Source organism: Atlantibacter subterraneus, from assembly GCF_007570865.1.
In the GTDB taxonomy this organism is placed as follows: domain Bacteria; phylum Pseudomonadota; class Gammaproteobacteria; order Enterobacterales; family Enterobacteriaceae; genus Atlantibacter; species Atlantibacter subterraneus.
This window is the reverse complement of sequence record NZ_VLPS01000005.1, coordinates 198558-217815: the sequence shown is the minus strand read 5'-3', so window position 1 is coordinate 217815 and position 19258 is coordinate 198558. Positions and strand designations below refer to the sequence as shown.

General features: G+C 51.3%; 20 protein-coding genes. 13 read left to right on the top strand and 7 right to left on the bottom strand.

Features of this window, described 5'->3' with window-relative positions:
- Positions 1-77: 77 nt before the first annotated feature.
- On the bottom strand, positions 78-1289 hold the full coding sequence (locus FND52_RS10845; protein ID WP_144130773.1) for a diguanylate phosphodiesterase: 1212 nt from the start codon (positions 1287-1289) through the stop codon (positions 78-80).
- Positions 1290-1732: 443 nt separating this feature from the next.
- Between FND52_RS10845 and ycgZ the strand changes: the two genes are divergently transcribed.
- The 6 genes from ycgZ (at position 1733) to caiF (ending at position 4434) form a co-directional block, all read left to right on the top strand.
- A complete protein-coding gene (gene ycgZ, locus FND52_RS10840) occupies positions 1733-1978 on the top strand; it encodes a regulatory protein YcgZ (RefSeq protein ID WP_125293155.1) in 246 nt (81 codons plus the stop codon).
- A gap of 164 nt (positions 1979-2142) precedes the next feature.
- Positions 2143-2460 (top strand): hypothetical protein, encoded by a 318-nt coding sequence (locus tag FND52_RS10835; protein WP_125293156.1) that lies wholly within the window; start codon positions 2143-2145, stop codon positions 2458-2460.
- Between the two features lie 48 nt (positions 2461-2508).
- Positions 2509-2775: a biofilm development regulator YmgB/AriR family protein gene (locus tag FND52_RS10830; protein WP_125293157.1), complete on the top strand. Its 267-nt coding sequence runs from the start codon at positions 2509-2511 to the stop codon at positions 2773-2775.
- A gap of 189 nt (positions 2776-2964) precedes the next feature.
- Positions 2965-3456 (top strand): toxin-antitoxin system YwqK family antitoxin, encoded by a 492-nt coding sequence (locus FND52_RS10825; protein WP_125293158.1) that lies wholly within the window; start codon positions 2965-2967, stop codon positions 3454-3456.
- 112 nt (positions 3457-3568) lie between these two features.
- Positions 3569-3802 (top strand): YgdI/YgdR family lipoprotein, encoded by a 234-nt coding sequence (locus tag FND52_RS10820; protein WP_125293159.1) that lies wholly within the window; start codon positions 3569-3571, stop codon positions 3800-3802.
- A 236-nt stretch (positions 3803-4038) separates the two neighbouring features.
- Positions 4039-4434 carry a carnitine metabolism transcriptional regulator CaiF gene (caiF, locus tag FND52_RS10815; RefSeq protein ID WP_144130772.1) on the top strand — a complete coding sequence of 132 codons (396 nt, stop codon included), beginning with the start codon at positions 4039-4041 and terminating at the stop codon, positions 4432-4434.
- A gap of 44 nt (positions 4435-4478) precedes the next feature.
- On the opposite strand, the gene caiE is transcribed toward caiF, so the two are convergent.
- The 6 genes from caiE to caiT all read right to left on the bottom strand — a co-directional run bounded on the left by caiE (position 4479) and on the right by caiT (position 11562).
- Positions 4479-5069, bottom strand: coding sequence for a carnitine operon protein CaiE (gene caiE, locus FND52_RS10810; protein WP_144130771.1), 591 nt, complete (start codon positions 5067-5069; stop codon positions 4479-4481).
- A gap of 22 nt (positions 5070-5091) precedes the next feature.
- Positions 5092-5877: a crotonobetainyl-CoA hydratase gene (gene caiD / locus FND52_RS10805; protein ID WP_144130770.1), complete on the bottom strand. Its 786-nt coding sequence runs from the start codon at positions 5875-5877 to the stop codon at positions 5092-5094.
- 71 nt (positions 5878-5948) lie between these two features.
- The gene (gene caiC, locus FND52_RS10800; protein WP_144130769.1) at positions 5949-7505 is read right to left on the bottom strand and encodes a crotonobetaine/carnitine-CoA ligase; all 1557 of its coding nucleotides are present in this window, start codon (positions 7503-7505) and stop codon (positions 5949-5951) included.
- 66 nt (positions 7506-7571) lie between these two features.
- Positions 7572-8792: an L-carnitine CoA-transferase gene (gene caiB, locus FND52_RS10795; protein WP_416359012.1), complete on the bottom strand. Its 1221-nt coding sequence runs from the start codon at positions 8790-8792 to the stop codon at positions 7572-7574.
- A 72-nt stretch (positions 8793-8864) separates the two neighbouring features.
- Positions 8865-10007, bottom strand: a complete 1143-nt coding sequence (gene caiA, locus FND52_RS10790; RefSeq protein WP_144130768.1) for a crotonobetainyl-CoA dehydrogenase — start codon at positions 10005-10007, stop codon at positions 8865-8867.
- Positions 10008-10047: 40 nt separating this feature from the next.
- A complete protein-coding gene (gene caiT / locus FND52_RS10785) occupies positions 10048-11562 on the bottom strand; it encodes an L-carnitine/gamma-butyrobetaine antiporter (protein WP_125293165.1) in 1515 nt (504 codons plus the stop codon).
- Between the two features lie 441 nt (positions 11563-12003).
- Between caiT and FND52_RS10780 the strand changes: the two genes are divergently transcribed.
- The 7 genes from FND52_RS10780 (at position 12004) to kefC (ending at position 19196) form a co-directional block, all read left to right on the top strand.
- Complete coding sequence (locus FND52_RS10780) at positions 12004-12777, top strand: electron transfer flavoprotein FixA (RefSeq protein WP_144131006.1); 774 nt, start codon at positions 12004-12006, stop codon at positions 12775-12777.
- 11 nt (positions 12778-12788) lie between these two features.
- Complete coding sequence (locus FND52_RS10775; RefSeq protein ID WP_144130767.1) at positions 12789-13730, top strand: FAD-binding protein; 942 nt, start codon at positions 12789-12791, stop codon at positions 13728-13730.
- 56 nt (positions 13731-13786) lie between these two features.
- Complete coding sequence (fixC, locus tag FND52_RS10770) at positions 13787-15073, top strand: FAD-dependent oxidoreductase FixC (RefSeq protein WP_125293168.1); 1287 nt, start codon at positions 13787-13789, stop codon at positions 15071-15073.
- Positions 15070-15357, top strand: a complete 288-nt coding sequence (gene fixX / locus FND52_RS10765; protein WP_144130766.1) for a ferredoxin-like protein FixX — start codon at positions 15070-15072, stop codon at positions 15355-15357. Before fixC ends, fixX begins: the two co-directional genes overlap by 4 nt.
- 42 nt (positions 15358-15399) lie before the next feature.
- Complete coding sequence (locus FND52_RS10760) at positions 15400-16728, top strand: MFS transporter (RefSeq protein ID WP_144130765.1); 1329 nt, start codon at positions 15400-15402, stop codon at positions 16726-16728.
- 82 nt (positions 16729-16810) lie between these two features.
- On the top strand, positions 16811-17341 hold the full coding sequence (gene kefF, locus FND52_RS10755; RefSeq protein WP_144130764.1) for a glutathione-regulated potassium-efflux system oxidoreductase KefF: 531 nt from the start codon (positions 16811-16813) through the stop codon (positions 17339-17341).
- Positions 17334-19196: a glutathione-regulated potassium-efflux system protein KefC gene (kefC, locus tag FND52_RS10750; RefSeq protein ID WP_144130763.1), complete on the top strand. Its 1863-nt coding sequence runs from the start codon at positions 17334-17336 to the stop codon at positions 19194-19196. The genes kefF and kefC overlap by 8 nt, the downstream gene beginning before the upstream one ends.
- Positions 19197-19258 lie beyond the last annotated feature (62 nt).

The window sequence follows — 19258 nt, the reverse complement described above, 5'->3', positions numbered from 1 at the left end:
TAATAAGCTTCCTCGCGTCTTGCTGACTATTCTGTCAATAATTGTTGCTTTTCAGACAAGACCGCGAGGTTAGTTATTCAAAAACCAGATCTTTTTTCTGGCCAGGCGACGGCAGGTATGCCTGCGAACGCCGGGCGGGCGAACAGATGGCCCTGAAACAGAGAAATGCCTGCCGATTCCAGCCACATCCACTCTTCGGGCTTCTCAACCCCAACGGCGCACACCGAAATTTCTAACGATGTACAACTTTTGATGATACCTAAAATAATCGCCTGACGCGGACCACTTTTGTGAACGTCCTCGATCAGTTCACGGTTGATCTTAATGCGCTCCGGCTGGAAACGCGCCAGCAGGGAAAGACCGGCAAACCCGGCACCGAAATGGTCAATCGCCACGCGGATACCGGCGGCCTTCAACTGGCGGATAGCGCCGGTAAACTCTTCAAGGCGTGAGATAATCTCTTGTTCAGTGAACTCAACGATGATCTGATCCGGCACCAGGCCGTTTTTATGAATCTCCTCGACCAGAAACGCGACCGCGCCGGGGATCTTAACTAACGTCATTGGCAGCAGGTTAACCGACAGACTTTGCTTACCGAGATCTAAAGCCGCCGCCATGGCAAAAGCAACGGATTTGCTTTTCAGATCGGCGTCATACACATCCTCGCCTGCCAGCCCGGCAAACCATGCCTGGGGCGAATCGCCGTCTGGCGTGCGCAGCAGGGCTTCCAGCGAGACCACTTCCTGAGCAAGCGGATCGATAATCGGCTGGAAAGCAAAGCTGCAATGCCCGGACGGCGTGGACACTGGCGCGACTGCGCTATCATCAGCAACGAAATCCCATGAATCAGCCTCGGGTATTTCAAAATAGTTTTCTTTTTCCCTGGCCTCAACAAAGGTCCGGAAGAACTGGAGTGCACGGTCGTCATAGGTTAACTGGTATTTGGAGGTACCTTTGTCCAGTACCGTCTGAAGCACCTGATTACTGTCATGCTCTCTTAAATCAAACAGCTCCATTCCCGCCTTGCCAAAGCGTCGCGCTGGCGCGTAATCCCGCAGCAGTTCCACCACGTTATAGTGGCGCACATCCTCACAAATATGACGATAAATAGTCAGCACACTTTCTTCAGGCCCTTCAAGCAGTTGAAAGAAATGCGTGCCGTTAAACAGCAGGATGCCAGTGACGTCGGCATATCCGTTTTTGTTATTTGCTGCGTCGACCATTTCTTCCAGCGTTTTGACCGGAACGTTGTCGCAGATATGGCTGCGATAGATGATGGTGGTGAGCATGACAATCCCAGGGTAGGTGTATGAAGAGCCACAGTATCAGATGACTGACATGAGGTCTCGTCTTGATTAAGGCTTAGCGTAAAGAACAGGAGCCAGTAGACAACAGCACGACGTTTCTCAGAGAACGAGCGCGTAGAGCACGTTGTTTATAAACATTTTTTTTACATTTGGATTGATTGTCGGGCTAATTATTAAGTAACCCTACACAAGATACACGATATATTCTTAGCGTCCGTTGTTTCATGTATCGATTTGGTTGTGTTTCAGGGTTGTACAAGCTGCATGCTCAAAAATAATTTTAAATTTATGTTATTGAAATTTGGTTGGTTTTAATAATTTCGCAAAAAAAGCCTTGTGCGGTTGTACAATTTCGATGTACAACTTTAAACATCTTGTATACTTCCTTTAAACTTTACTGAATCTGAATATTACTGGAGTGACATATGCAACAGAACGGTTACCTTCCGGAACGCGCTAATGCCATTGCCCGTTATTTCAATAAAGCGGCGTTACCGACCCAGCAAGAAACGCTCGGTCAGATTGCCGTAGAAATCCTGAGCGATGGCCGGAATCTGAGCCGGAAGGCGATTTGCACCAAACTGTTGCGCCGGCTTGAGCACGCTTCCGGCCCGGAAGAGGAAAGTCATTATCATACGTTGATTAGTCTGCTTTTTGAGCGCCACGACTAAATCACGCAACAGCAACAGATTACCTGGTTATTAAGTCAATTCTGGCGGGAGTCATTTTCAGGTTACACAAAGGTCTGCCAACCTGCGGCGGGCCTTCTTCCCCGGATAACTGACTCAATGTCGCGTATCCGTTCCGGGAGAAAGCGGCAATCAGAGACGCAGTTATGAACAGAAGTGAAATCGAGCAACTGACAGACGAAATCATTGGCGAAGCGGTCCTCTTTCTGCTGAAGGAGAGTCTGCCGATCAATATTCAAGCCCTCATCAGGAAGCTGCGGGTAATGAAGGACGAGGAGCCTGACGCCCAGCGACGCAAAATGATTAGTGAAGTTATCGCTGAAGTCAGCAATACCGTGGTTGCAACGCGACGCAAGCCAATCCCTGATCAAAAAGCGTTAGACAGGGATACCAGGAAAAGCAGGGATAACGTTTATCAGTTGTTCGAAGATAGCCAGCAGCCAGAAAACAGTAAGAAACACTGACTGCATCTCATCACACATGAATAAGGAAGTAAGGAAATGAGCCAGGTAATGATTCAAGAATCAAATGCCTACATCAACATGCCTGATAATGCGCTGACCAGCTATTTCCGTAACGCCGGGGATATGTTGGCAGAAGAATCTATGCTACTGGGTTCAGTCGTCAATAGCATTATAGTTTCGCAAGAGCTGCTGACGAATAAGGCGATTATCCTGCGTTTAATGGCGGCGCTGAAAACCACCGAGGACGCGGTGAAAGGCGACATTATCCGTAAGACGCTGGAAATCGTGGTAAATCATACCATCGACGATATCTGATCCCCGCTTGTGTCATGTGTAACCTTCACCGTGAAACATTCATCCTGATGAATGCTGTAGCGGTGAGGCGTCATATCTGCCCCGCTTTATAATTTCCTTCCCCTACCAAATATAATGGATTTCAGCCAGGCGCTGGTGCATCCGCTAAAATTAGCGTGCCCGCAGGAATGCATTTTTAAGGAGATCATTTTGCAACGTGCACTGGTAATCATGTCGTTTTCACTGCTGCTGTCAGGCTGCGCCGAATTCTCTTCTTCCGTCACTAATACTATTGACGCCATGGGAATGACCCCGGACTATGCGAAGGGAACGACGCAGCAAGAGCTGCAAAATCATAAGCTAGAAACGCCCGCCATTTCGGTTACTGATAATGTGCCGGAAGGGAAACTGGTCGAGCGTTACGATAACGGCAATAAAAAATTTGAAACCGTCGTAAAAAACCGCTGCTTTAACGAATACATCGATCTCTATTATCCCAATGGCCAATTACGCACCCATACGCCGCTGGTGAATTGCAAAGCGGAAGGCAAATCCCAGGGATATACTCAGGACGGTAAATTACGCACGGTAATTAATTATAAAAATGGTCTCGCTAATGGTGAAGTCTCGGCCTATGACGCCAACGGGAAAATAACCAAAACCGTCATTTATAAAGACGGCTATCCGGCGGATAAATCCTGATAACGCAGCGTGGCGCTCTAAGAGTGTTCTGTATCCGCGCCACCGTTTCGCTTGAGCAACTATAGTTAGAGGGTAACTACGATAAATACACTGCAATGCACGGGAGAAAACCATGCGAGCGAAATATCTCATTACCCCTATTTTAGCCGCCAGCGCGCTGTTGTTTATTAGCGGTTGCTCCTCTAACCAGTCGGTAAAAACCACCGATGGCAGCACTATCGTGACCGATGGCAAGCCTGAAGTGGATAGCGATACCGGTCTGGTCTCTTATGAGAACGCCGAAACAGGTAAAACCGAGCAGATTAACCGCGACCAGGTTAAATCCATGAGTGAACTGGATAACTAACCTAAAAGGCGTATAGCCTCACGCTGTCTATACGCCTTCCTCATTCTCCTTGTCCTTACACCGTGCCGGCATCCTCATGGTTATTCTTATAAATATGACCTGAATAACTCTAAAGGGGTATTTATAGGTTTATTATCGTACTATTGGTCAAGTGTTATTGTGGCTGAAAGAACGGGTTAGTTTTATTGCCTGATAATTTCATATTGTGACAATGCGTATTGAATGATGGTATGAATATGAGTGAAGAAACTGTAGCAAAACCGCTTTATTTGTTAATCGCAAATTGGGTCATGGCGCAGAATCGTTGGGTCAGTGCAAAAGAAATTGCAGGTGAATTTGATATTCCACACTGTAAGGCGATTAACACGATTTCTTATATTCTTTCACAGGTAGGAGAAATTGTTTGTGAAACCAAGACGATCCCTAATCAACTTGAGGGCCGGGGATGTCAGTGCCAGCGCTTAGTAAAAATTAAGCATATCGATTCGCTTATAGATTCACGGTTTCAAAATAGTCCACAAAATAAAGATGAGTTGGCGGCTACAATACGCCGGCAGTCACCTGATGTTGCCAAAGAAATGAACCGGGAGCAAAAATGGCAAATGATGCTTTCTAAGGCGCAGCGCCGTTAGTCTGGCTTTGTGGAAAAGAGCCTGAATCGCAGGCTCTTATCAGGTTATGCAGTGGGTTTTACGTCGGTTGTGCCCTTTAAACGCGGCCGTTGGAGCTCCAGCTCTGTCAGGGGGATGGCCTCCTGCAATCCGGCAACACAACGTTGCGCCAGATCCTGGTATTCTTTAGTATTTAGCCGCTTCCAGTGAAGTTCTTGCCCGGTTACGTCCCGTCGATAACTCGCCGGGCTGCCTATAAGCATTTGGCGAGGTTCTCCGATAAAGCCCGCTTTTACAAAACTCATCGCCGCTACAATACTTTCCTCACCAATAACCGCACCATCCATAATAACGCTGTTCATGCCAACCAGTACGTCACGTCCAATAATACAACCGTGCAGAATCGCGCCATGCCCAATATGTCCACCTTCATGGATAATTGTGTCTATACCGCAGTAACCATGCATAATACAGCAATCCTGGATATTCGAGCCGGCGTTAATAATAAGCCTTCCATAATCACCACGTAATGACGCCTGAGGGCCGATATATACATTTTCGCCTATAATAACGTCACCAATAATAACAGCGCTGGGATGAACATATGCACTCGGGTGAATAACCGGGATTACCCCTTCAAACGAATAAATACTCATAATGCATTCCTTCGCACAACGCTTAGCGCCCCTTCCAGATGGGCGAGCGTTTTTCAGCAAACGCAACAGGGCCTTCGCTTGCGTCCTCGGAATGCAGAACGGCCGGGTAATGGCGTAATGCGCCACTGCGAATATGTTGATAACCTTGCTTTACCGATAATTCGCGAGTTTCGCGATACATCTCTTTTATTGCAGCAACGGCAAGCGGTGCGCTTGCTACAATGCTATTGGCTATGTCTCTTGCGCACGTCATTAACTCTCCAGCATCAACCACACGATTTACAATGCCCCAACGTAGCGCTTCTTCTGCATCCATATGGCGTCCTGTCATGACCATGTCATTGACGATTGCGGGAGGGAGAATCTTGGGCAGACGAAGTATGCCGCCGCTATCGGGCACAATGCCAAGACGCGACTCGGGTAAAGCAAAACGGGCATCATGGGTGCAGACAATCAAATCCGCCGCCAGCGCCAGTTCAAACCCCCCGCCAAAAGCGTAGCCATTTACGGCAGCAATGACCGGTTTATCCAGATCGAATAACTCGGTAAGACCGGCAAAACCGCCCGGACCAAAATCAGCGTCCGGCGCTTCGCCTTCTGCCGCCGCTTTCAAATCCCAGCCCGCAGAAAAAAAACGTTCTCCTGCACCGGTAATAATTGCAACGCGTAATGTCGGATCGTCTCGAAAATGGATAAATAATTCGCCCATGGCGAAGCTTGTTTTCGCATCGATCGCATTGGCTTTTGGCCTGTCGAGAATAATTTCCAGAATAGAGCCGTTACGGGTTACGTGAAGTGATGAGTTCATAGCGTTTGATATCCTTATAGCCGTTGGATCCTGAGGTAAGTCGCCAGACCGACCGGCCCGGCGAGCCAGGGTTATTGCAAATATTTTCTGATAATTTTCCCCGTACAATTACGCGGTAAATCGCCGCAAAACTCGACGAAAGCAGGCACTTTAAATTTTGCCATCGTGTTTTCGCAGAACAGGAAAAATTCATTTTCACTGAGCTGCTCGCCTTCATTGACTACAACAAATGCTTTTAGCGCCCAATCGCGCAACGGATCATTTACGCCAATGACCGCCACATCCTGAATTTTTGGATGCCTGGCGATAATATTTTCGATCTCTGTGCAGGAGATATTTTCACCGCCGCGTTTAATCATGTTGCAACTGCGGTCGATAAAATAAAAAAATCCGTCCTCAGTGACATAACCAAAATCGCCGGTATGTAGCCAACCATGACTATCGTAAATACGGGCCGTGGCGTCGGGGTGATTGTAATACTCTTTGAACAGCGTTTTACCGGGCTCGCCCTTAACGCAGATTTCACCTGTCTCGCCGTAGGGGACTTGCTGGTTCTGGCTATTGCGGATTTCAATCTGATAACCGAAACCAACGCGTCCAATAGACGGCCAGCATCGCTTATCGCCAGGCCGATCGCCAATCACGCCAACGATGGTTTCGGTCATGCCGTACGAGGTCAATAGCCTGACATTAAACCGTTCGATAAAGGCGTCTTTCTCAGCGACGGAAAGATGAAGATAAAAAAGTATCTCCCGCAGACAATGTTGACGTTCTTGCGGCTCCGGGGGTTGCAGCATCAGCGTTCTGATCATCATGGGGATACATTCGGTCACCGTAGCCCTGTAGCGGCGAATCTGTTTCCAGAATGCGCGTGCGCTGTATTTTTCAAGTAACACCAGGGTCGCGCCCACGGAGAAGGCCGCCATTGCGGCGGTGCACTGGCAATCAATATGGAAGGCAGGCATCGAAGTCAGGTAAACATCATCTTCACGCAAAGCACATTGCCAGGAAGAGTAATAACCTGCATAACGTAAATTGTAATGGGTGATCACGACGCCTTTAGGCCGGGAAGTTGTGCCCGACGTAAATAATATTTCTGCCGTATCCAGTGGGATAAGTGGCGTTGTATCAATTAATGTTGTGGGTTGGCTGCCGCGCAGACGATGAAAATCAATCGTATCTTCATCTGAGTCGTATACTTCCTCAGCGATCAGGCAAATACGTTCCAGCATGGTTTGCCGGGAAGTTTTAATCTGCTGATACATTCGATAAAAAGAGAGGGAAGTGACGACCAGTCTTGCCTGACAATTATTCAATAACCAACTGCACTCATCGGTTAACAACCGGGCGTTGATGGGAACCATAATCGCGCCAATCTTTGCCAGCCCAAACCAGCAAAAAATAAATTCCGCACAATTATCCAGATGCAGTGCCACTTTATTACCTTTAACGATACCCAGTGTGGTAAACAAATTGGCCGTGCGGTTAATTTCATTATTAAGGGCGGCGTAGCTCAGTTGCGTGATCTTGCCCTGGCAGGATTCAACCACCAGCGCAGTTTTTTCTCCAAACGTTATCGCCAGATCTTCCCACATCTGACGTAAGTTTTGCTCGCCGATAATATCCATTGCGTCCCGGTCCCTGTTTCTATGCCATACAACGCGGGCCTCTGGCGGCCCGTCATTTGACGAAAGTTAAGCGTTTATTTTTGCCAGCCCTTTTTCAGCAAGCGCTACGATCTCGCTCTCGCTATAACCGATATTTTTAAGAATGGTGGCGGTGTCCATGCCATGTGATGGCATACCGCGCCAAATCTGACCGGGATTATTTTTAAACTTAGGCATGACGTTCGGGCCGCGGCAGGTTTTGCCCTCCAGGGTTTGCCATTGGGTGATCGACTCCCGGGCTATATATTGCGGGTTATGCTCCAGCTCCGGGATAGTTAATACTTTTGCACTGGCAATATTCAGTTCAGCAAGACGTCCCAGCACCTTTTTAATGGTGTGGGCGGCAAGCCAGCTATCGAGTTTTTCTTCAATTAATTCGCCGAAGGGGCACTCAATGCGGTGAATTAACTGCGTGCCCTGTGGGACTTCCGGTGTGCCCAGAAGATGCGCGAGGCCAATGTCTTTAAATATTTCTTCGATTTGCGTAATGCCAACAATTTCCATCACGATGTAGCCGTCCTGGCAACGGTACAGACCGCAACCGGCGTAGTAGGGATCTTTTCCTTTCGTCATCCGGGGGCAGACCTCGCCGCCATTAAAGTAATCCATCATGAAATACTGCCCCATCCGCAGCATTACTTCATACATCGCCACGTCAATGCTTTCGCCAACGCCTGTTTCCCGTGCCTTGTAGAGTGCGGCAAGGGAGGCCGTGGTCGCAGTCATGCCGGAAAAATAATCCGCTGTATACGGGAATGCGGGCATCGGTTGGTCTTTATCGCCGTTCTGGATCAGGTAGCCGCTAAAGGCCTGGGCGATGGTGTTATACGCGGGTAGATGCGTGTACTCCTCGGTGCCGTATTGGCCGAAACCCGATAAATGGGTAATGACTAACTTTTTGTTGTGTTGCCATAGCACCTCATCGGTAATTCCCCGGCGGGCGAAGGCCGGACCTTTGCTGGCTTCAATGAAAATGTCCGTGGTTTCCATCAGCTTCAGGAAGGCTTCACGGCCCTCGTCTTTAAAAATATTGAGCGACAGGGCATGTAAGTTTCTGCGTGACAATTGCGGGTAGTGCGGCTGAACGCGGATAGTGTCCGCCCAGGCGACGTTTTCTATCCAGATCACTTCTGCACCCCATTCGGCAAACATCTGCCCGGCAAAAGGACCGGCGATTTCAATCCCGGAAAAAACCACCCGTACACCAGAAAGGGGGCCGAACTCAGGCATAGCTAATTGAGAAGTCATACTATTTCCTTTGACATTCACTCTTAACGGCCTGGGTTTAGAGATACCCAAAGCCGTTAGCAAGGCAGATGGTTAGCGATATTTTTTCAATACCGCGCGGCCCAGCGTCAGGATCTGCATCTCATCAGAACCGCCGGAGACGCGGTCGACGCGCAAATCGCGCCAGAAACGAGTGATGCGATGATTGCCTGCAATACCTACGCCGCCTAAAACTTGCATGGCGGAATCCACCACTTCAAAAGCGGCATTGGCGCAGAAAAATTTACACATTGCCGCGTCGCCCGAGGTGATTAAGCCGTTATCGCATTTCCATGCGGTCTCAAGCAGCATGTTTTTCATGGAGCTGAGTTTGATTGCCATATGGGCAAATTTTTCCTGAATTAACTGAAAGCGACCGATCGTCTCGCCAAACTGAACTCGCTGGTTGGCATAGCGCGCGGCGTCTTCGAAGGCGCACATCGCCGTGCCGTAGTTGGTCAACGCAACCAGAAAACGCTCATGATCGAATTCTTCTTTAACACGATTAAAACCGTTGCCTTCACGTCCAAAGCGGTCTTTTTCTTCCAGTTCCACCCCTTCGAACACCACTTCACAGCAGCTATCCATACGCAAACCTAGCTTTTCAAGCTTGTTCACTTTGATGCCTGGTTTGGTCATATCAACGCACCATTCCGTAAAGATGGCTTTTTCAGGCGAGGCACCATCGCGTGCCATGACCACCAGATAAGGGGTATAAGCGCTGCTGGTGATAAAGCATTTACTGCCGGTCAGGTAGACCTTGCCGTTTTTACGGGTGTAGGTGGTTTGCAGGCTCCCTACATCGGAACCCGCACCCGGTTCGGTGATCGCGGAATTCCACATTTGTTTGCCGGTGCCACGGAACGCCATGATGTTAGCAATCTGCTCCTGAGAACCCTCGCGCAAGAAGGTGTTGAATCCGCCGGGCAGTTGGTACAACACGTAAGTTGGCGCGCCAAGGCGGCCCAGTTCCATCCATACCGCCGCCAGGGTCACAAAACCGGCGTCTAATCCGCCGTGTTCTTCGGGAATTAATAAGCTGTCGATGCCCATTTCCGCCAGCGCTTTGACAAAGCGCTCTGGATACTGACTGTCGCGATCGCACTGCGCGAAATAGGCTTCCCAGTTTTCACTGGCCATCAGTTCACGAATACCGGCGACAAACAGTTCCTGTTCATCATTCAACGAAAAATCCATCTTTAAACCTCTTCAGTGTGGAGTCATGGGTCAGTAAAAATCACTCTTTCCAGTGCACTTTGGCGTCTTTGATAAACGAAAGCGTGACAAGAATATTGACGAAAAATAGCGGACATCCGCCGGCAATAATGGCGGTCTGAATGGGTTTAAGCCCGCCCAGCGCCAGCAGAATGATGCCGATAATGCCTACCAGGATTGACCAGCCGATACGAATGAGCAACGGCGGTTCTTCGCCTTCTCTTACGGCACGGCAGGTGGACATTGCCAGCGTATAAGAGCAGGCATTGATCAGCGTAACGGTGGCGATAAAGCACAGGATAAAGAAACCCCACATGGTCGCAGTACGCATCGGTAACGCCGCCCAGGTCTCGATAATGGCGCGCGGTACGCCGTACTGTTCAATCAGATGGGGAATGTTGATGAGGTTTTGATCCATCAACAGCAGAGTGTTACTGCCCAGTATGGTCCACAGCAGCCAGGTGGCGGCGGTCAGGCCAGCGACCATGCCCAGGCACAGTTCGCGAACCGTGCGGCCTTTCGAAATGCGCGCCAGGAAAATGCTCATCTGGATGGCGTAAATGACCCACCATGCCCAGTAGAAGACGGTCCAGCCCTGCGGGAAGCCACTTTTGCCGATCGGGTCGGTATAAAACAGCATGCGGGGCAGGTACATCAGCAGCGTCCCGATAGAATCGGTGAAGTAGTTGATCATAAAGCTGGCACCGCCAACGATGCACACCCAGCCAAGCATCAACAAACTCAGGTAACTCCGTACATCGCTGGCAATCTTGATCCCTTTTTGCAACCCGCAGGCGACGCAAATGGCATTGAGCACGATCCAGCAGGAAATAATTATTGCATCCAGCTCCAGCGTGTGCGGAACGCCGAACAGGTACTGGATACACTCCGTCACCAGCGGCGTGGCCAGCCCAAGGCTGGTCCCCATCGCAAAGATCAGCGCCACCAGATAAAAGTTGTCGATGACAACGCCAAATAATCCGCTGGCGTGTTTTTCACCCACTAGCGGCGTCAACGTAGAGCTTGGACGAATCACATCCATTTTGCGGACAAAGAAAAAATAGGCGAATGCCACGGACAGGAAGCTGTAGGTCGCCCAGGGCAGCGGACCCCAGTGCAATAAACTATAAGCCAGACCAAATTCTTTCGCGGCAGTGGAGTTGGGCGTCAGGCCAAATGGTGGGCTGGAGATGTAATAGTAAATTTCAATGGAGCCCCAGAACAGAACCGCTGCGGAGGTGCATGAGGCAAACATCATAAAAATCCAGCTGGCGGTGCTGAACTCCGGCGGCTCGTCGCCCAGACGTTTTTTCGCATAGGGACCGAACACCAGCCAGAACCAACCAGCGAACATCACGACCATATACCATTCAAACGCCCAACCCCAAACTGATGTCACGTAACTGAATACGGCATTGATGACGTTATTGGCGGCATCTAAATCGCGAACCGTCAGCCAGCATAATATGCCGACGATAATTAAAGGCGGGAAAAAAACCTTAGGTTCAATTCCTGGTTTTTTGTTTTGATTATTCATATTTAAATTCCAATTTTATTACATATTGGCAATATTATTTGTCGCGTGTTTCCCTTTCATTTTGCGCGACTGAGACAATAAATAAAACGTTAGCGAAAATGGCATGGCCTGAGCTTTATGATATTGCCGAAAAATAATGAATACAGAACGTGGGTTATTCTGTTAAATGGATCACAGAGTGGCGGGATGGGGAGTCGGGTGAGAAGGGGTGATTTTAAATTACAAACATAAAATCAATGGCTTATTTGATATTCTGGTGCGAGCGATGGATAAGGAGTTTCAATATTGGTGAAGCGCCAGACAATATTGAACATTCTTTTTATAAACGCAAAATAGCCTTCAGTATTGGTGATGTGGATTTTATTTTTAGCTTACTTTGCATGTTATTTCTTTATTGTATTGCCGATGTGCCCGATACTTAATGACTATTCTGGAGAGGTAATGAAGATAATTACATGCTACAAGTGCGTGCCGGATGAGCAGGATATTGTCGTTAACCACGCAGATGGCTCACTGGATGTGAGTAAAGCTGAAACGAAAATAAGCCAGTATGATTTGAATGCTATTGAGGCTGCCTGCCAACTGCGTCAACAGATCCCCGATGCGCAGATCGTTGCGTTGAGCGTTGGCGGTAATGCGCTGAATAATGCGAAAGGCCGTAAAGATGTGCTTTCTCGCGGTCCGGATGAATTAGTGGTGGTGATTGATGATGCGCTTGAAAAGGCACTTCCGCATCAAACCGCCGCTGTGTTAATGGCCGCAGTCCAAAAAGTAGGCTTTGATTTGATCGTTTGCGGCGATGGCTCCGCCGATCTTTATGCCCAGCAGGTGGGCTTGCTACTGGGTGAAGCGCTCAATATTGTCGCGGTTAATGGCATCAGCCATATTCTCTCACTGACGAATGACACCATCACCGTCGAACGGGAGCTGGAAGATGAAATCGAAACGCTGACCATCCCGTTACCTGCCGTTATTGCCGTCTCAACCGATATAAACGCCCCGCAAATCCCATCAATGAAGGCCATCCTTGGCGCAGCGAAAAAACCGATACACGCCTGGACACTGGCCGACCTCAGTCTCGGTACGCCTGAGGCGCGTTCGACGCAGCGCGTTAGCGCGCCCACTCAGCGCCAGCGTCAGCACCTGATTATCGAAGGCGATGGCGATGACCAGATAGCAGCCTTTGCCGAATATGTGCGCAAAATTATTCATTAAGAGGGAGCAAAATGAGCAAGTTTTCAAGCTGTTGGGTATTTACAGATGCTGCGGCTCGCCTGGCGGAATTTATTGGCGGTGCGCAGCAACTGGCGGATCACGTTCATGTATTTGTATTGACGCAGGCTGAGGCTGAAAGCGCTTTTGCACTCGGGGCGAGCGGGGTGTGGATATTATCCGGGAAACCTCAGGACCGAATGATTGAAGATTACGCCGATGCCATGACAGAGACGCTACGCGCGCACAGCGACTCTGGGCTGGTGTTACTTCCTGCGACACGGCGCGGCAAGCTCATGGCCGCGCGCCTGGGAGCCCGGCTTGCGGCAGCGGTAGCAAACGATATCAGCACGTTAACCATCGAAAACGCCTGTGCGGTGGCGAAGCATATGGTGTTTGGTGGCCTGGCGATGGGTGAAGAAAGACTGCTCTCCCCCTGGTCGGTCGTAACGTTAAGCACCGGTGCGTTTGAGCCTGCATCGTTCAACGGCGACGTCAGCGGAACGGCGAAAACAGTGCTGTGGAGATCGCCGAAGGCGGCGGTGATTCGTACTGCGTCGCAGGCGAAACAAAGTAACACCGTCGATCTGGATAAGGCGAAGCGCGTGGTGAGTGTGGGCCGGGGCATCGGCAACAAAGAAAATATCGCGCTTGTCTCAGCGCTTTGCCAGGCGATTGGTGCGGAACTGGCCTGCTCGCGACCCGTGGCAGAAAACGAAAAGTGGATGGAGCACGAACGCTACGTCGGCATTTCTAATCTGATGATCAAACCCGATCTGTATTTAGCCGTGGGGATCTCCGGACAAATCCAGCATATGGTGGGTGCCAATGGCGCACAGACAATTGTTGCGATTAATAAAGATAAAAACGCGCCGATTTTCCAGTATGCCGATTACGGCATTGTCGGCGACTTGTTCAAAGTCTTGCCAGCGTTAACGGCAGCATTATCACGTTGATCGCCAAAAAAGGGAGCCCGGACGGTCCCTGTTTACTATTAAGTTCCGGAGAACGTATGTCCGAAGATAACTTCGATGCCATCATTGTCGGCGCTGGGCTGGCAGGGATGGTTGCTGCGCTGGTGCTGGCCCGTGAAGGGGCGCAGGTGTTGGTCATTGAGCGGGGTAATTACCCAGGCGCGAAAAATGTCACTGGCGGACGCCTTTATGCTCACACGCTGGCCCGCATTATTCCTGACTTTGCCGATCACGCTCCCCTGGAGCGGCTTATTACACGGGAAAAGCTGGCTTTTTTGACGGATACCGCTGCCGTCAGTATGGATTATCTGAACGGTGAGTCCATCGATCCGGCACAGGCTTCCTGGTCGGTATTGCGCGCCAAATTCGATCCCTGGCTTATGGCGCAAGCGGAAGCTGCGGGCGCGCAATTCATTAGCGGTATCCGCGTTGACAATCTTATCCAGCGCGACGGCAACGTCGTTGGCGTCGAAGCGGATGGCGATGTACTGGAAGCCAGCGTGGTGATTTTGGCGGACGGGGTGAATTCCCTGCTTGCGGAACAGCTGGGCATGGCACAGCGGGTATCATCCCGCAACGTTGCCGTTGGTGTGAAAGAGTTAATCGAACTTCCCGAAGCCACCATCCGTGAGCGCTTTAATCTGCAGGGTGATGAAGGGGTTGCCTGCCTTTTTGCCGGTTCGCCAACGGATGGCCTGATGGGCGGCGGCTTTTTATATACCAATCGAACGACGTTATCCCTTGGCCTCGTCTGCGGTCTGCATCATATCAGCGCCTCAGCAAAATCTATCCCACAGATGCTGGAGGATTTTAAGCGACATCCCGCTATCGCCCCGTTAATTGCCGACGGCAAGATGATTGAGTATGCCGCCCATGTCGTGCCGGAAGCTGGCATTAATATGCTGCCGACGTTAACCGGTAATGGCGTATTGATTGCGGGTGATGCGGCAGGCATGTGTATGAATCTGGGCTTTACCATCCGGGGAATGGATTTGGCGATGGGCTCTGGCGAAGCGGCGGCCCAGGCGGTGCTAAGCGCACTACGCAGTGGCGATTTCAGCCAGCAGGGGCTGGCTGATTATCAACGCCATCTTGATAACAGCGTGCTGCGCGATATGCGTGCTTATCAGCGTTTACCGGCGTTTCTTGATAATCCGCGGATGTTTACCGCTTACCCTGCCATGGCTGCCGGCATGATGCATTCTCTGTTTACCGTTGATGGCAAAACGCCAGTGCCGCTACGTAAAACCCTCTGGGGGCACGCAAAACATATCGGACTTATCAATCTGGTTAAGGATGGCATTCAAGGAGTGAAGGCACTATGAGCGCCCCCGTTAATGTGGACGTCAAACTTGGCGTCAATAAATACAATGTCGATGAAGCGCATCCTCATATCGTTATCAAAGGGCAACCGGATAGCGCTGTGCTGGAGCTCCTGACCCGCGCCTGTCCGGCCGGGCTATATAAAAAGCAGGAGGATGGTTCGGTACGCTTTGACTACGCTGGTTGCCTGGAGTGTGGGACCTGCCGGATCCTGGGACTGGATAGTGCCCTGGAAAGCTGGGAATACCCGCGCGGTACGTTTGGTATTGAGTACCGGTACGGTTAAGCCCAACAGCGCACCACTGGCTGATAACCACAGGACAATGCGATGCAACAGCCCAGAAACTTTGATGATATGCATTTTTCAGCCATCCACCGCCGTATCATGCTGTGGGGCAGTGGCGGCCCCTTTCTGGATGGCTATGTACTGGTAATGATTGGCGTGGCGCTTGAGCAACTGACGCCGATACTCCATCTGGACGCGACATGGACCGGCATGCTGGGTGCCGCCACGTTAGCCGGGCTGTTTATCGGCACGTCTTTATTTGGCTATATCTCCGATCGGGTTGGGCGGAGGAAAATGTTTCTGGCCGATATTATCGCTATCGGCCTGATTTCTGTTGCCACCATGTTTATTTCATCGCCTGTGGAGTTGTTGGTTATGCGGGTTTTAATTGGCATCGTTATCGGTGCCGATTATCCGATAGCCACCTCAATGATTACCGAATTTTCCAGCACCCGCCAACGCGCCTTCGCCGTCGGATTTATTGCGGCCATGTGGTATGTCGGGGCCACTTGCGCCAATCTGGTTGGCTGGTGCCTTTATGATATTGAGGGTGGCTGGCGTTGGATGCTGGGTAGCGCATTTATTCCTTGCGTCATTATCCTGATTGGACGTTTTGATTTACCGGAATCCCCACGCTGGCTGATTCGTAAAGGGCGGATCGCGGATTGTCAGCAGATGATGGAGAAAATTTTCGGCGAGCCGGTGATTTTTGATGAAGAGCCCGCGCAGCAAACACGATTTCTTCAGTTATTCAATAAACGTCATTTTCCCTTTGTGCTTTTTATCGCCATTATTTGGACCTGTCAGGTGATCCCCATGTTCGCCATTTACACCTTTGGGCCGCAAATCGTCGGATTATTAGGCTGGGATCAGGGTAAGAGCGCGGCGTTAGGTAACGTTGTCATTAGCCTGTTTTTTATGTTGGGCTGTTTACCGGCCATGTACTGGTTGAACAGTATTGGGCGACGCCCGTTATTAATTGGTAGTTTCGCCATGATGACACTGGCGTTAACGTTGCTGGGCCTAATTCCTGATTTAACGATGTGGCTGGTGGTGCTGGCTTTTGCAATATACGCCTTTTTTTCTGGCGGACCGGGGATTTTACAGTGGCTGTACCCGAATGAATTATTTCCTACCGATATTCGCGCCTCGGCGGTAGGCGTCATTATGTCGCTTAGCCGGATCGGTACCATTATTTCTACCTGGCTTCTGCCGTTATTTATCGCGCAGTATGGCGTAAGCCGCACGATGTTGATGGGCGCGTTGATCTCCCTGATTGGTCTGGTCGTTTCTGTGGTTCTGGCACCCGAAACCCGTGGGTTGTCATTAATGAAAACCGCGAATATGACGATATTAAAAAATAAACCCTAAATGAAATGGGGTTTTAGCGCTCATGTCGTTTTCTTAAAAAATCGCTTATCGTTATGGAATGCATTAGCGAAACGAGAATGACATGATTTTAATTATCTACGCCCATCCTTATCCGCAGCATTCCCATGCGAATAAGCGGATGATTGAGCAGGTGGCGGCGCTGGACGGCGTCGAAATCCGCTCGCTGTATCAACTTTATCCCGACTTCAATATTGATATCGCCGCTGAACAGCAGGCGCTGGAGCGCGCCGATCTGATCGTGTTACAGCATCCGATGCAGTGGTACAGCATCCCGCCTTTACTCAAACTGTGGATCGATAAAGTGCTGTCCCACGGCTGGGCCTATGGGCACGACGCCTGTGCGCTGAAAGGCAAGACGATGCTGTGGGCGGTGACGACCGGCGGTGGAGAAAATCATTTCGATATTGGCGATCATCCCGGTTTTGACGTGCTGGCGCAGCCGCTACAGGCCACGGCACTGTACTGCGGGATGCGCTGGCTGCCGCCATTCTCCATGCACTGTACCTTTATCTGCGATGACGAGACCATCGCAGGCCAGGCGCGGCACTATAAACAGCGGTTAATCGACTGGCAGGAGACGCATCATGGATAGCCATACCCTGATTCAGGCGCTGATCTACCTCGGTTCCGCCGCGCTGATTGTACCGATTGCCGTGCGGCTGGGCCTCGGTTCGGTGCTGGGCTATCTGATTGCCGGCTGTTTGATTGGCCCGTGGGGATTGCGGCTGGTGACCGATGCCGAGTCAATTTTGCACTTCGCGGAAATCGGCGTGGTGCTGATGCTGTTTGTGATCGGCCTGGAGCTCGATCCGCAGCGCCTGTGGAAACTACGCGCCTCGGTATTCGGCGGCGGTGCGCTGCAAATGGCGGCGTGCGGGCTGGCGCTCGGCGGCTTTTGCGTGGCGCTGGGGCTTTCCTGGAAAATCGCCATCCTGATTGGCCTGACGCTGGCGCTGTCCTCTACCGCCATTGCCATGCAGGCGATGAACGAACGTAACCTGACTGTCTCGCAGCTCGGGCGCAGCACCTTTGCCGTGCTGCTGTTCCAGGATATCGCCGCCATTCCGCTGGTGGCGATGATCCCTTTATTAGCCAGCAGCGGGGCCGCCACCACGCTCGGCGCGTTTACCCTGTCGGCGTTAAAGGTGGTGGGCGCGCTGGCGCTGGTGGTGCTGTTAGGGCGCTATGTGGCGCGTCCGGCGCTGCGCTTTGTGGCGCGCTCAGGTTTACGCGAAGTGTTCAGTGCCGTGGCGTTGTTTCTGGTATTCGGCTTCGGCCTGCTGCTGGAAGAAGCCGGGCTGTCGATGGCGATGGGGGCATTTTTAGCGGGCGTGTTGCTGGCGAGCTCAGAGTACCGTCACGCGCTGGAAAGCGACATCGAGCCGTTTAAGGGGCTGCTGCTGGGGCTGTTCTTTATTGGCGTCGGCATGTCTATCGACTTCGGTACGCTGATCGATAACCCGTTGCGCATCCTGCTGCTGTTAGTCGGCTTTCTGGCCATTAAGAGCGTGATGCTGTGGCTTATCGCTCGCCCGCTGGGCGTACCGCGCAAACAGTACCGCTGGTTTGCCGTGCTGCTGGGGCAGGGAAGTGAATTCGCCTTTGTGATTTTCGGGGCGGCGCAAACCGCGCAGGTGCTGGATGTGACCTGGGCGAAATCCCTGACGCTGGCGGTGGCGCTTTCCATGGCTGCGACGCCGATACTGCTGGTGCTGCTGACGCGGCTGGAGAAAAACGACGCGGCGCAGGCGCGGGATGCCGACGAGATCGACGAAGAGCAGCCGCGGGTGATTATTGCCGGTTTCGGGCGCTTCGGGCAAATCTCAGGCCGTTTGCTGTTATCCAGCGGCGTAAAAATGGTGGTACTGGATCACGACCCGGACCATATCGAAACGCTGCGCAAATTCGGTATGAAGGTATTTTATGGCGACGCCACGCGGGTGGATTTGCTGGAATCTGCCGGCGCGGCGAATGCGGAAGTGATTATTAATGCCATCGACGATCCGCAGGCCAGCCTGCAACTAACCGAGCTGGTAAAAGAGCATTTTCCAAAGCTGCAAATCATCGCCAGGGCGCGCGATGTGGATCACTACATCCGCCTGCGCGAGGCGGGCGTGATGTTGCCGGAACGTGAAACGTTCGAAGGCGCACTGAAGGTAGGCCGCCTGGCGCTGGAACAGCTTGGCGTGGGATCTTACGAAGCGCGCGAGCGGGCCGATCTGTTTCGCCGCTATAACACCCAGATGGTGGAAGAGATGGCGCAGGGCGCGCACGATACGGCGGCACGAGCGGACGTGTATAAACGCACCAGCGCGATGCTGACGGAGATTATCAGCGAGGACCGTGCGCATCTGTCGCTGATCCAGCGCCACGGCTGGCAGGGCACAAAAGAGGGCAAGCACACCGGGAACCCGGATGAAGCGCCGGAGAGCCAGGCCGCGCCATAAACAAAAACGCTCTGAGATCTTCACTACATCAGTGAAGCACAGTATGCAGCACGCCCGGACGC

What these genes read in the sequence shown, in the direction of transcription:
- FND52_RS10845 (WP_144130773.1), bottom strand. Translation starts at nt 1,289, where the DNA reads ATGCTCACCACCATCATCTATCGCAGCCATATCTGCGACAACGTTCCG.
- ycgZ (WP_125293155.1), top strand. Translation starts at nt 1,733, where the DNA reads ATGCAACAGAACGGTTACCTTCCGGAACGCGCTAATGCCATTGCCCGT.
- FND52_RS10835 (WP_125293156.1), top strand. Translation starts at nt 2,143, where the DNA reads ATGAACAGAAGTGAAATCGAGCAACTGACAGACGAAATCATTGGCGAA.
- FND52_RS10830 (WP_125293157.1), top strand. Translation starts at nt 2,509, where the DNA reads ATGATTCAAGAATCAAATGCCTACATCAACATGCCTGATAATGCGCTG.
- FND52_RS10820 (WP_125293159.1), top strand. Translation starts at nt 3,569, where the DNA reads ATGCGAGCGAAATATCTCATTACCCCTATTTTAGCCGCCAGCGCGCTG.
- caiF (WP_144130772.1), top strand. Translation starts at nt 4,039, where the DNA reads ATGAGTGAAGAAACTGTAGCAAAACCGCTTTATTTGTTAATCGCAAAT.
- caiE (WP_144130771.1), bottom strand. Translation starts at nt 5,069, where the DNA reads ATGAGTATTTATTCGTTTGAAGGGGTAATCCCGGTTATTCACCCGAGT.
- caiD (WP_144130770.1), bottom strand. Translation starts at nt 5,877, where the DNA reads ATGAACTCATCACTTCACGTAACCCGTAACGGCTCTATTCTGGAAATT.
- caiC (WP_144130769.1), bottom strand. Translation starts at nt 7,505, where the DNA reads ATGGATATTATCGGCGAGCAAAACTTACGTCAGATGTGGGAAGATCTG.
- caiB (WP_416359012.1), bottom strand. Translation starts at nt 8,792, where the DNA reads ATGACTTCTCAATTAGCTATGCCTGAGTTCGGCCCCCTTTCTGGTGTA.
- caiA (WP_144130768.1), bottom strand. Translation starts at nt 10,007, where the DNA reads ATGGATTTTTCGTTGAATGATGAACAGGAACTGTTTGTCGCCGGTATT.
- caiT (WP_125293165.1), bottom strand. Translation starts at nt 11,562, where the DNA reads ATGAATAATCAAAACAAAAAACCAGGAATTGAACCTAAGGTTTTTTTC.
- FND52_RS10780 (WP_144131006.1), top strand. Translation starts at nt 12,004, where the DNA reads ATGAAGATAATTACATGCTACAAGTGCGTGCCGGATGAGCAGGATATT.
- FND52_RS10775 (WP_144130767.1), top strand. Translation starts at nt 12,789, where the DNA reads ATGAGCAAGTTTTCAAGCTGTTGGGTATTTACAGATGCTGCGGCTCGC.
- fixC (WP_125293168.1), top strand. Translation starts at nt 13,787, where the DNA reads ATGTCCGAAGATAACTTCGATGCCATCATTGTCGGCGCTGGGCTGGCA.
- fixX (WP_144130766.1), top strand. Translation starts at nt 15,070, where the DNA reads ATGAGCGCCCCCGTTAATGTGGACGTCAAACTTGGCGTCAATAAATAC.
- FND52_RS10760 (WP_144130765.1), top strand. Translation starts at nt 15,400, where the DNA reads ATGCAACAGCCCAGAAACTTTGATGATATGCATTTTTCAGCCATCCAC.
- kefF (WP_144130764.1), top strand. Translation starts at nt 16,811, where the DNA reads ATGATTTTAATTATCTACGCCCATCCTTATCCGCAGCATTCCCATGCG.
- kefC (WP_144130763.1), top strand. Translation starts at nt 17,334, where the DNA reads ATGGATAGCCATACCCTGATTCAGGCGCTGATCTACCTCGGTTCCGCC.